The sequence below is a fragment of the Pseudoalteromonas luteoviolacea NCIMB 1942 genome, assembly GCF_001625595.1.
Classification (GTDB): Bacteria; Pseudomonadota; Gammaproteobacteria; order Enterobacterales; family Alteromonadaceae; genus Pseudoalteromonas; species Pseudoalteromonas luteoviolacea_A.
Window position 1 is genome coordinate 1 of the sequence record NZ_AUXT01000025.1, and the last position, 12,802, is coordinate 12,802.

The following is a 12,802-nucleotide window of genomic DNA, read 5'->3' on the forward strand; positions in this document are numbered from 1 at the left end:
AGTGGGTGCGCATTATAGGGATATTTCAAAATGGCGCAAGCGTTTTTTTGACTAAACATATAAAAACACTTGCAAATGCTCAATTTACAGACAAAACACCATTTTTTGTTGATTAAACGTACTATTCAGCACTTAATCACATTCAATTTCCAATAACCAACCACACTTCTCTTGATACTTTGCTTCTTGTTCCAACTCTGTGCGCATTAAAGGGTGTGTTTCCAACCAAGCTTTCGGCACAGTTAAAGTTAGTGTTTCAGGTTCACTTGCTGTGAGGAATAGTTCAGGCAGCACATCATCTTGACGGCGCATAGATAAAATAACCCCAATGCGCAATAACCTAATTAGCACTTCCGCCAGACGTTGATTAGAACCAAGTCGGGCAAAGCTATCGGCATCAATATCCAGTCGGTGATTACTTACCATGGCCGCAATCAATTGCTTTTGAGCTTTGGTATAACCGGGCATAACACTATTGTTAAGAATATAAGCACTATGCTTATGGTATTCTTTATAATCGATCAGTAAGCCCAGCTCGTGAACGACTGTTGCAGCACGTAAAGCATCAGAGCCAAACTGTGTATTAATCGACCAGTACCCTTTAAGCTGCTTGAGAAAGCTATTACTCATCTCAAAGACACGCTGTGCTTGCAAGTTGTCAACATGATATCGAGCCATAAAACAATTCAAAGTTCGCTTACGAATATCAGCAACACTCAAATCGTCAATCATGCCATAGAGCACACCTTCACGTAGCGCCCCACCGGCTAAGCCCATGCGTTCGATTTCAAGCGACTCAAATAGCGCAATCAAAATTGCAAGACCAGATACAAAAACAAGTCGACGCTCTTCACTCAAACCAGGCAGATCAAGTTTAGATATTGTCTCGCAGTCAATCGCCATTGATTTAATTTGACTGAGCTTAGATAACACTAGGTACTCATCAAGACCTAGAGCCGCAAAGATTTCTTGTATCGCTTGAACCGTGCCTGAGGCACCTATGGCCAACTCCCAACCAACTTGTTGAAACTCTCCTGCATGAGGGGCTATCACTTCTTTTGCAGCCGTTATCGCTTGCGCAAAGTTCTCTTCGCTCAGTAAGCCATTTTTGAAATACTTTTCAAGGTAAGTAACGCAGCCCATATTTAGGCTGTAATATATATGTGCGTCAAACCCACGACCAATTACAACTTCTGTACTTGCTCCACCGATATCAACTACAAGCTGCTTACCATGACATGAAGAAGTATGAGCAACACCTTTATAGATAGTGCAAGCTTCCAACTCGCCGCTTATTATCTCAATTTTATGATTGAGAATTTCCTCAGCTCGCACCTTAAACTGTTCTGCATTTTGAGCTAGGCGCAATGTCGCAGTTGCAACAATTTTAATGTTTTGCGGTGGAATATCCTGTAGCCGCTCCGCAAAAAGTGATAAACATTCCCAACCCCTTTCCATTGCTTCTTGAGAAAGCACATTTTGCTCATTGAGCCCGGCGGCGAGCCTAACTTTACGCTTTACCCTGCCAATTGTATGGACTCCACCAGCCATATGCTTTGCTAAAAGCATGTGGAAGCTGTTTGAGCCCAAGTCTATTACAGCATATACATTATTTTGTGGTGAGTTATATCCCACGCTCGTAACCTCTACTTACCCTTACTACATCTAATTATGCTTAGACGCTGATTTTTGATAACTGCCTTGTCTGCGAGTATTGCCACGCTTTCTCTGACCAGATTGATAATTTCTGCGATGTTGTTTTACTGGTGGCTTGAGGTCATCAAGTAATGCTGTTTTGTCGTAGTGAGAAACAGGAATAGAGTGTGCTATATATTCCTCAATCTCTTGTAGATTGTATGCATATTGCTCACAAGCAAAACTAATTGCATGCCCCGATGCACCAGCTCGACCAGTTCGACCGATACGATGCACGTAATCTTCTCTGTCATCCGGTAAGTCGAAATTAAATACGTGGCTTACTTCAGGGATATGCAATCCTCGAGCAGCAACATCAGTCGCTACAAGTAAATCCAATTCCCCTTTAGTAAATTTAGTCAAAATAGACAAACGTTTCTTCTGATTTACATCACCCGTAAGTAAACCAACACGATGACCATCAACCTTCAACCACTCGTAAACATTCTCACAACTGTGCTTTGTGTTTGCAAAGACAATTGCCTTATCGGGCCAATCTTCCTCTATTAGAGTTAAAAGTAAAGGTAATTTGTCCTCTTGTGAGGGGTGAAATAATTCTTCTTGGATGCGTTTGCCAGTTTTAACATCAGGTTCAATCTGAACATGGATCGGATTGTGCATATGCTCAAAGGCCAGCTCCTGCACTCGGTAAGATAGGGTCGCAGAAAACAGTAAGTTCAAACGCTCTTGCGTTCCAGGCATACGATTAAATAGATAACGAATATCTTTAATGAAGCCCAAGTCAAACATTCGGTCTGCTTCATCAAGTACCACAACCTCTATACTATTGAGGTTAAACGCGCCTTGTTTATAGAAGTCGATAAGTCTACCGGTGGTACCAATTAAAATATCAACGCCTTTTTCTAGTTGCGCCCGTTGTTTTTCATATTCTTCGCCACCATATACTAAGCCTAACTTTAAATTACAGTGTGGTGCGATAACTTTTGCATCTTTGTGGATCTGTATTGCCAACTCTCTAGTCGGCGCCATAATAATGGCTCTGGGTTGTACAGATGATTGCTGTTCAGGTTTATTTTGCATTAAACGATGACAAGTCGCAGTAAGGAATGCCAGTGTCTTACCGGTTCCTGTTTGCGCCTGACCCGCAATGTCCCTGCCTTCACATATGTAAGGCATACACTTTGCTTGAATTGGCGTACAATGTTCGAAGCCATTCGCTGTCAAACCGGCGACCACTTCCGGTGCTAAAGCAAAGTCTGAAAATTTGGTATTGGTCAAATGTGTCTTAGTCATAGCAATAAAGCATAACGTTTAAACTTGCAATAAGAAACAAGAGTGTTTAAATACGCACTAAATAATTCGCCTAATTTCTAACGGAGAATGTAATGAGCGACAAAATTATCCAATTAACTGACGACAGCTTTGAAGCTGACGTACTTAACTCAGACAAACCTGTTCTTGTTGACTTTTGGGCTGAGTGGTGTGGTCCTTGTAAAATGATTGCGCCAATTCTTGATGAAGTAGCTGATGAGTTTGAAGGTAAGGTAACTATCGCCAAACTAAATATCGACCAAAACTCAGGCACGCCTGGAAAGTTTGGTATCCGCGGTATTCCGACACTACTTCTATTCAAAGACGGTGCGGTTGCTGCTACTAAAGTTGGCGCACTTTCTAAGACTCAGCTTGTTGAGTTTTTAAACGACAACGTTTAAAAACTCAAAGCCCAAATAACTCAGTAATTTGGGCTTTCTCATTTTGCTTGCCAGCGAAATTTAAAGATTAATGGATTAATTTTTTGTATAAAGACTGGACGACTCGATGGCTAGCTGCTAACTTATAGAGCCACAAACCTTTTTATCGAATTTCAACTCAATCCCTCGTGCGACGAGAAAACAACGTTAATTAAAGAACCCACCAATATGCATTTACGCGAACTTAAAGACAAGTCAATAAATGAGCTTGTAAAACTTGCCGAGTCAATGGGACTCGAAAACGTAGCCCGTCTTAGAAAACAAGATATCATTTTCGCTATCTTGAAAGCCCATGCAAAAAGCGGCGAAAACATCTATGGCGGCGGTGTTTTAGAAATTCTCCAAGACGGCTTTGGCTTTTTACGCTCTTCCGAAGCTTCTTACCTAGCAGGACCGGATGACATCTATGTATCGCCGAGTCAAATCAGACGCTTTAGCTTGCGTACTGGTGATTCAATTAGCGGTCTTATCCGTCCACCTAAAGATGGCGAACGCTATTTTGCTTTATTAAAAGTTAACGAAGTTAACTTTGATAAGCCTGAAAACTCTCGAACTAAAATCTTGTTCGAAAACTTAACACCTATCCATGCTAACGAACGTTTAGTTATGCAGCGTGGTAACGGTAGTACTGAAGATATCACAGCGCGTGTATTAGACCTTGCATCTCCAATTGGTAAAGGTCAGCGTGCACTCATCGTTGCTCCGCCAAAAGCAGGTAAAACGATGTTGCTTCAGAATATTGCACAATCTATTTCTTACAACAATCCAGATGCAACTCTAATGGTACTGCTCATTGACGAGCGTCCAGAAGAAGTAACAGAGATGCAGCGCTTGGTTCAAGGTGAAGTTGTTGCTTCAACATTCGATGAACCTGCTAGCCGTCACGTGCAAGTAGCCGAAATGGTAATCGAGAAGGCTAAGCGCTTAGTGGAGCACAAAAAAGATGTAGTGATCTTACTAGACTCGATCACGCGTTTAGCACGTGCTTACAACACCGTAATCCCTTCATCAGGTAAAGTACTTACAGGTGGTGTAGACGCCAACGCACTGCACAAGCCTAAGCGTTTCTTCGGTGCTGCGCGTAATGTTGAAGAAGGAGGTAGCTTAACCATTATCGCAACGGCACTTATCGATACTGGTTCTAAAATGGATGAGGTTATCTACGAAGAGTTTAAAGGTACAGGTAACATGGAATTGCACTTGCATCGCAAGATTGCTGAAAAACGTGTATTTCCTGCTATTGACTTTAACCGCTCTGGTACACGCCGCGAAGAGCTGCTAACTAAGCCAGACGAGCTACAGAAGATGTGGATCTTGCGTAAAATCGTGCATGAAATGAGCGAAATAGACGCGATGGAATTCCTTATCGACAAACTCTCGATGAGTAAAACGAACGATGAATTTTTCGACTCCATGAAGCGAAAATAATCATAAAAAAACCTGCAAATGCAGGTTTTTTTTTACCCTTTAAAACCTTGGAATTCACTTTGAACTAGTCTATACCTATTAGTCTAATTGGAAAAAAACTTCTAATTTTTAAGACCATAGAAGGGAGACTTAGGTATATGCGTTTAAACGTCGGAGTGATCAGTACCACGTGCGCTAATCTAACCATTACAGTACTTTGCGCTTTATATTTCGATTTTTCATTATCAGCAACACTTACGTTATGCACTTTAATCGTTCTGAGCGCTCTTGTAGTTTACCTATTGATCTCGAAATACAGCAGTAAAGGCAATTACCTAGATAACTTGGTCAGCGCCTTGCTCGCTGATGCTAATATTGACCTAACCTATCGGTTTGATGAACGAGACAAGCAACTCCCTAAGGCATGTCTTGCACTCAATGCAGGGATAGCCACCATTGAACACATTATTTGTGAAGTATACACCTGCTCAGCTCGACTTGCGCCGATGGCCGATGATCTCAGGGACACCTATGCATCTATGACTCAAAAGGCCACCATCCAACATGCACATGGTGAAGATCTGGCCAGCTCCATCAATCGTATGCTTATCGTTTCAAGAGAGTTAGATGAAAATTTAGATAAAATTTACTGCTCTGTTGAAGAGGCGACCGAAGCGGTCAAAAAAACACGTATCGATACCGATAAAAGTCAAGAAAGCCTAATTAGCCTCGCGGAACACATTCGACAAACCAGTAAACAAATTGAAGCGCTCAAAGCAGACAGTGATGCGATTAGCGCAGTCATAGATGTTATCAATTCCATTGCAGATCAAACTAACTTACTTGCCTTAAATGCTGCTATTGAAGCCGCTCGAGCAGGAGAACAAGGTCGTGGATTTGCGGTCGTTGCTGACGAAGTACGCAGTTTAGCTGCGCGTACCAGCCAATCTACTCAAGAAGTGCGAGCAATGGTCAGTAAAATCCAAGCAGGCACTGACAGTGCCCACTCATTAATGCTGCTTGCTTTAGAAGAAACAGATAGAACCGTTCAACTCTCTGATGAATCAACCAAAGAGGTTGATCAAATCGAGCATGCGATGCTCGACATCAATGCGATGTCGCACAGTATTCACAGCCAAGTTAAACAGCAAAAAGTGGTGTCTGATGAAGCCCAAGCGAGCATTGAATCAATGGTTGAATTGAATTCAGACGCCCTTTCAAGCTCTAAAATTCAAGCAGTATCCAGCACTGATTTAATCAACCTCTTTAGTAGTATCAACGAGAAATTAAGTATTTTTAAAACAGAAAAACCTGAACCTGATTTAGACCCTCGCGTTGACAAAAGTCGTTCTCATAGTAGCGAATCAGTGATTGAACAGTCAAAAGAAGCGCCCTCTGCTGATTTAAGTGATTCAGGAGATATCGAGTTGTTCTGAGTAAGCTTGCACTTTGAGTTCATCACACAAGATCAAAAATAGGTCTTGGTATTGAGCTGAATTTTGTTGCTTTAAAGCTGCTTCGAATTGTTTCGCAATATCTGCAATCGGCAAGAATCCAAATATCGCAGCGGCGCCCGCCAATTTATGGCAGTGAAACTGTAACCCGGCATAATCTTCCTCCTGCCATAAATCGATCAGCTTATAACGCTCTTGTTCAAGCGTTGAAGCAAAGCTCTGTTTCAAGTCAGCCATATCTAGACTGATGTCGGTATCTGTTTGCCGATTGTAATCGTTGTTCAATGTGGCATTCAAAACTGAGACTAGTTTACCTTGCTCCAATGGTTTACTTAAATGTCCATCAAAGCCACTGTCTAAATAATACTTAATTTCATGTTCCATGACATTCGCTGTTAGGGCATATATAGGCCCTTCATAACCCGCTTGGCGTAATAAACTTAATGCCTCAAGTCCATCCATATGGGGCATTTGAATATCCATCAGTACGAGGTCTGGGTAGCTGCTTAAACATTTTTCTACCGCCTGCTTACCATCCGATGCTGACTCAACTTGTAAGCCTAGGTTTGACAATATACGTTCGAACAAAATGCGATTGTCATCATGATCTTCTGCAAGTAAGACCTGTCCAGAAAACGCGTGCGTGCCAAGCTCTTTAATTTGCTTGCAGGGCTCCTGTTCATCTTGTTGATTGAGCCGAGTGCACGGCACCCAAAAAGCAAACCGACTACCAACGTGTAATTCGCTGGTAACCCTAATTGTTCCCCCCATCATTGCAGCAAGTTGCTGCGATAAACTAAGCCCGAGTCCAGAGCCACCAAAGCGTCGCGTTATACTATTGTCGCCTTGCTGAAAATGCTCAAAAATCTTTTCGAGCTGAGCAACTGACATGCCTATTCCTGTATCACTTACACTAAAGAGGATCCCATCATTCTGGGGTTCAGCCAATAATTCAACGTGTCCATGGTGGGTAAACTTAATTGCGTTACTCAGTAAATTGATTAAGACCTGTTTTACTCTGACGTAATCCAAACATACGCGATAAGGGGTCTCCAACCGATGATCAACAATCAGCTCTAAGGATTTTTCCAAACAAGGGTGGTGGAACATATCGGTGATGTCAGACAAGAGCGACTCCACTTTAAACTCTGTGAGCTCTAGTTCAAGTTGTTCTGCCTCAATTTTACTTAGGTCCAATACATCGCTGATAAGCTCTTTTAAGTGTCTTCCCTGTCGCATAAGTACGGTCAAGGATGCTTTTAGCGCTTCATTGTCATGATGCTCATGGAGCATGTTTTCACTGTATCCCAAAATAGCGGTCAACGGTGTACGTATTTCATGGCTTATGTTGGCGAGAAATTGGCTTTTTACTTGGTTCGCACTACGCAATTGATCTGCGGTTTTTTGCAGCTCAGCTGTGCGCTGTGCAACTTCATTACTCAAGTCTAGTTTAGCTTTGCGTTCAATCGTACGACGATACCACGCCACCAAAGCTAATAAAGCAAAGCCAACCACCAACCCACTCATCCACATCAATTGCTGATGCTGCTTTGTTCTTAGCTCTTGTAACTGCTGTGCTTGTTTAAGTTGAGCCAACTCTTGGCTTAACTCACTTTCTTCAAACCGCTTTTGATACTTTTCCGCTTTCTCTAACAGAGCCTGATTCAATAATTGGAAGGTCGCATGATCGTAATCTGTCAAAGTGCGCAGCGCTTGTGCCGTATCACCTTGTGCAGACTCGGCTAATGCAATGATAGATAAAGCCCTTTTTTCGCGTAGTTCAGCACCTAAAGCTTGATTCATTTCTAAGCTTTGCTGCGCGGCCTCTTTGGCCTCCGCGACTTGACCTTTAACTAAAAAAACTTGGGCTTGCACATACAAAGCTTCAGACATGTTTGAGTCATTTTCAGCTTTTTCTGCATAATAAATGGCGAAGTTGACCTGCGTTTCAGCCAGTGACATATCACCAACAGCAATACTCACTTTTGCTAAATTACTATATTCATATGATAAGTGTTTAACGTCATTGACCGCTTCATAGTAATCAATGGCTTTTTGCAAATAAGTGCTCGCCAGCTCAAAGCGTGCCGTTTGGGTATATAGCACACCTAAATTAGCCTGCGACAGCGCGATGCCATAGCTGTCCCCAAGCTTTTCAAAAAGACTGATAGCCTTTTGAAGTAATTCTTCGGCTTTTTTATACCTCAGAAGGCGTATATACACACCTGAAATGTTAAGAATAATATCAGCCTGATCTTGCTCATCACCGTGTTGTTTGTACAGCTCATACGCATCCAAGTAATGAGACAAAGCACTCATCAGGTCATGCATTTTCACATATGCCAGACCTAAGTTATTCTGAATATGCGCGACTTCAATTGGAGGCTGATGGCTTTTGGCGAGCTCCAATGCACGAGTATAATCCTTTTCCGATGCAGCAAATTCGCCTAAATGATACCAACCAATTCCCTGCATTTTAACCGCTGTAAATTGTCGTGTGAGGTCTTGTAGTTCATTTAGCTCCACTTCCATTCGCTTAAAAAACTGAATACCTTGGCGCAGCTCTCCACGCTGAAAGGCCACTTTTCCTAACAGTTCAAAAAGAGAGACTTTTTGCAAAAGAGAAAGTTTAGGATGGTTTAACAATTGCTCACCCACCATCTGTTGCTCTTGCCATCTCTCAAGTTGCGCAATATTCTGTATTTGTTGCTCTAGTGTTTGTACTGAACTACCCTGTTCTGATCCATAGCCGAAAATGCTCAGTCCCAAAGTAAAGATCACTATCAAGCACTTATGTATTAAAGCCATCCATGCCATCCCGATTTGCAATAGCGTAATAATTAATCGACAATATTTATGGTCATGAAGATACACTATGTTTACAGGTCGAACAATGCTCAACCCAATTCTCAATATTATTTTTGACATTATATCTGCGACCCCACATTTAAAAGTTCATGAGCTCGCGGAGCAGCTAAAAACCCTCGGTGCATTGCCTGAGTTAGATAAAGATAGCCATAAAGATCTGTTTAAAAGAAACTTTTTAATAATGAATGGGCTATATCAATTACAAAACGAACTGTGCGACACACACCATCTTGTGCATATCTCTGCATTAGATATCTATATAGAACACCTTAATATGGATCAGGAAACGGTTAGTTCAGATCACGGTAACTTACCATCACATAACGATCCACTTAAAAGTTATTATTTAGATTGGAACAATTATGACACCAGCAAAAAAGAAATTGAGGCACTATTAAGTGAATTTTGGCAAAACTATTTAAGCGTCCAAACAACCCACCCCAGTGCCCAAACGCGTGAAACATTGGTAAAAAAGTGGCACCTACCCGATAAGTACGACTTGCCTACATTGCAAAAAAAGTGGCGAAGACTTGCTTTGTCTTGCCACCCTGATAAAGGCGGTAGTGGTGTCGAATTTAATCAAATTAAACTCGAGTATGACCAGCTAAAAATGGCGCTATAATTAAAAAGAGGCCTCTACGCCAATCGCTTAGCTTTAATGCGTTTACCTTTGATTTTATCGGCATGTAATTTACGAATAGCAGGCTTCACGGCATCTCTATAAATAGCAATATACGCTTGATTGTCTTGCACTGTAATAGTGCCGATATGCGCTGAGCCAATACCATTTTCACCCGTTAGACACCCAACAATGTCTCCTGCTCGTACTTTTTGCTTTTTGCCCGCATCTATCATGACAGTCACCATACGGGGTTTATACGCCGGCTTATCAAGCAGGCTCAGTGGAGGCGTTGGTGATGGATTAAATTCTCGTTCATATAGCTCGCTGAGCTGCTTCACTTTAAAGGTTTCGTTTTCACCATACAATGAACAGGCAAAACCTTTTTTTCCGCCACGGCCTGTGCGCCCTACCCGATGTACATGTGTTTGTGGCTCGAGCGCCATATGGTAATTCACCACCATATCGATATCTTCAATATCCAAACCGCGGGCCGCAACATCCGTCGCCACCAGCACTGAAGCACTTTTATTTGCAAACCTGAGTAACACCCTTTGGCGCTCGATTTGTGCTAAATCTCCATGCAGCACGACCACTTGCAAGCCAGTTTCTTGTAACTCACTGAAAAGCTTTTTGGTTTCAACTTTGGTATTACAAAATACAATGCAACTTTCTGGTTTATGTTGCAGTAATAGCAACCTTAAAGTGTTGAACCTGAGCTTGTTGTTTTTTAGCAGGAAAAACTGTTGTTTGATCTGTCGATTAAGCGTTTCGATTTCACCTTTAACCAAAGTGGGCGCACGCATAAAACGCTGCGACAATTGTTCAATGTCTTTAGGATAAGTTGCACTAAACATCATTGTCTGACGTGTTTCAGGGAGGTAAACAGTAATACTTTCAATAGCATCAATGAACCCCATATCTAACATTTGGTCCGCTTCATCCAAAGTAAAGTGGCTCACTTGAGTTAAGTCTAAGGTCCCCTTAAATAAATGTTCTTCGACTCGACCAGGTGTACCAACCACAATGTGCGCACCATGTTCCAGCGAACTTATTTGTGGCCCGATAGGCTCACCTCCACAAATAGTCAACACTTTCACATTGCCCAACTCTCTAGCAAGCTTTCGTACTTCTTCAGCAACTTGATTGGCAAGCTCTCTGGTAGGTGCTAAAACAAGTCCTTGGATCTGCTGCAATGATGTGTCTAATTGCTGCAACATTGCCAAGCTAAAAGCCAATGTTTTGCCTGAACCAGTTTTTGCTTGCGCAACGATATCTTTGCCCATTAGCAGCTCAGGTAGGCTTTGTGCTTGAATCGGCGTCATTTTGCTGAAACCAGCTTTGTTAAGTGCCGATAGTAACTCTGCACGCAGTGATAATTGAGTAAAAGGCGAGTTCACATGGTATTCCTGACAAATCAAAGTTCGCTGATTTTATCAAAAACCCCTACCTTTGGTATACTATGCAATCATCTCAATAACACGCGCTTGAAGCTTCCGCTCTCTCAGTTTCACTTTTTCTAACAATTCACAACAGCGCGCTCTTATGCATTTCATCCTATTAACGTTTTAAAGCGTGGATTTCGGTGTCAAAATAACCACATCACTACCGATTAAGGAACATTATGAAACGTGCATTTCGTACTTTGATTAAAACCAGCATATTACCACTATTTGCACTCTGTACGAGCTACACCACAGTAGCTCAGGAATTTACTCAGGCAGAATTAGACACCGTTGCTAAAGTACGTGATCACGCGCGCAACAGCGACTTAAGTTGGCAACTCGTTAAGTCTTTAACCACCGAAGTTGGCCCTCGCTTGCCAGGTACAGAAAACGACAAAATGGCGGTTTCATGGGCTAAACAAAAGTTTCAACAGCTCGGTTTTGATAAAGTGTGGTTGGAACCATCCAAATTCCCAGAGTGGAGACGTTACCATGAATCTGGATTCATTTTGACACCAAGCAAGCAGCCCCTGCACCTCACGGCACTCGGTAATAGTATAAGTACCCCCAAGCAAGGCTTATCAGGTGAAGTTGTATTATTTGAGACTTTTGACGAGTTAATTGCAGCGCCAGCAGGGAGTTTGAAAGGTAAAATTGCATTTATCAATTATCGTATGAACAGAGACATTGACGGCAATGGGTATGGTCCAGCTGTAAAAGCCCGTAACAAAGGCGCGGTAGAAGCTGCCAAGAAAGGGGCAATTGCCTATATGATGCGCTCGGTCAGTACCAGCCATCATAGGTTCGCCCATACAGGGGGCAGCCATTACACTGAAGGAGTCAGTAAAATTCCCGCAACAGCGGTTGCAAACCCTGATGCCGACCAGCTCGCACGCCTTGTGGCACTTGGTAAACCGGTCAAAGTAGAAATGAATATTCAAACGGAAGATTTAGGCGAAGGGACAAGTTACAACGTCATTGGTGAAATCACCGGTTCCAAGTACCCAGAACAATATGTACTTCTAGGCAGCCACCTCGACTCTTGGGATTTAGGAACTGGCGCCCTAGACGATGGTGCCGGCGTCGCATTAACCATGGCTGCGGCAAAGCACATCGCCGATCACACTCGACCTGAACGCAGTATTCGTGTTGTGTTATTTGCAGCTGAGGAACTCGGATTATGGGGTGCCAAAGCCTATTTTAAACATTACGAAGAGCGCTTAAGTAATATCGTCGCAGCCGCCGAGTCAGACTTTGGCGCTGATGTCGTGTACGCTTTTGAGTCTAATGTGAATGCAGCTTCCCTCCCTGCCGTACGCGACATTGCGAAACAGTTAAAGCCGCTGGGCATTAAATACATTCGCAAAAACGCAGCGCGTGGAGGGCCAGATCTGATCCCATTCAAGCAGATGACATCGGCACCAATTTTCGATTTACATCAAGTGGGCACCGACTACTTTGACTATCACCATACAGCCGATGATACACTCGATAAAGTTGACCCAGATAAACTAAAGCAAAATACAGCAGCCTACGCAGTATTTGCGCTTATGGCAGCCAATGCAAAAACTGCAATGTCGGGTAAATAGGCCTCTTTGTGTC

The 12,802-nt window shown here is 42.6% G+C and carries 9 protein-coding genes; 5 read left to right on the plus strand and 4 right to left on the minus strand.

Annotated elements, in window-relative coordinates; translation table 11 throughout:
• Window positions 1-132 precede the first annotated feature (132 nt).
• Both gppA and rhlB read right to left on the minus strand, forming a co-directional pair.
• Window positions 133-1,635 (minus strand): guanosine-5'-triphosphate,3'-diphosphate diphosphatase, encoded by a 1,503-nt coding sequence (gene gppA, locus N482_RS02630; protein WP_063375611.1) that lies wholly within the window; start codon window positions 1,633-1,635, stop codon window positions 133-135.
• 30 nt (window positions 1,636-1,665) lie between these two features.
• Window positions 1,666-2,949 carry an ATP-dependent RNA helicase RhlB gene (gene rhlB, locus N482_RS02635; protein WP_063375612.1) on the minus strand — a complete coding sequence of 428 codons (1,284 nt, stop codon included), beginning with the start codon at window positions 2,947-2,949 and terminating at the stop codon, window positions 1,666-1,668.
• A 92-nt stretch (window positions 2,950-3,041) separates the two neighbouring features.
• Here rhlB and trxA point away from each other — a divergent pair, with 92 nt between their 5' ends.
• From trxA to N482_RS02650, 3 genes are all read left to right on the plus strand, one after another.
• Window positions 3,042-3,368 (plus strand): thioredoxin TrxA, encoded by a 327-nt coding sequence (gene trxA / locus N482_RS02640; protein ID WP_063375613.1) that lies wholly within the window; start codon window positions 3,042-3,044, stop codon window positions 3,366-3,368.
• Between the two features lie 207 nt (window positions 3,369-3,575).
• Window positions 3,576-4,835: a transcription termination factor Rho gene (gene rho / locus N482_RS02645; protein ID WP_063375614.1), complete on the plus strand. Its 1,260-nt coding sequence runs from the start codon at window positions 3,576-3,578 to the stop codon at window positions 4,833-4,835.
• A gap of 137 nt (window positions 4,836-4,972) precedes the next feature.
• Complete coding sequence (locus N482_RS02650) at window positions 4,973-6,250, plus strand: methyl-accepting chemotaxis protein (RefSeq protein WP_063375615.1); 1,278 nt, start codon at window positions 4,973-4,975, stop codon at window positions 6,248-6,250.
• Here the strand turns inward: N482_RS02650 and N482_RS02655 are convergent.
• A complete protein-coding gene (locus tag N482_RS02655) occupies window positions 6,227-9,076 on the minus strand; it encodes an ATP-binding protein (protein WP_196765290.1) in 2,850 nt (949 codons plus the stop codon). The two genes, N482_RS02650 and N482_RS02655, sit on opposite strands and share 24 nt — an antisense overlap.
• Before the next feature lie 67 nt (window positions 9,077-9,143).
• Here N482_RS02655 and N482_RS02660 point away from each other — a divergent pair, with 67 nt between their 5' ends.
• Window positions 9,144-9,758, plus strand: coding sequence for a DNA-J related domain-containing protein (locus N482_RS02660; protein WP_081227675.1), 615 nt, complete (start codon window positions 9,144-9,146; stop codon window positions 9,756-9,758).
• A gap of 14 nt (window positions 9,759-9,772) precedes the next feature.
• On the opposite strand, the gene dbpA is transcribed toward N482_RS02660, so the two are convergent.
• Window positions 9,773-11,155 carry an ATP-dependent RNA helicase DbpA gene (dbpA, locus tag N482_RS02665; protein WP_063375616.1) on the minus strand — a complete coding sequence of 461 codons (1,383 nt, stop codon included), beginning with the start codon at window positions 11,153-11,155 and terminating at the stop codon, window positions 9,773-9,775.
• A gap of 224 nt (window positions 11,156-11,379) precedes the next feature.
• Here dbpA and N482_RS02670 point away from each other — a divergent pair, with 224 nt between their 5' ends.
• Window positions 11,380-12,789 carry a M20/M25/M40 family metallo-hydrolase gene (locus N482_RS02670; RefSeq protein ID WP_063375617.1) on the plus strand — a complete coding sequence of 470 codons (1,410 nt, stop codon included), beginning with the start codon at window positions 11,380-11,382 and terminating at the stop codon, window positions 12,787-12,789.
• Window positions 12,790-12,802: the final 13 nt, after the last annotated feature.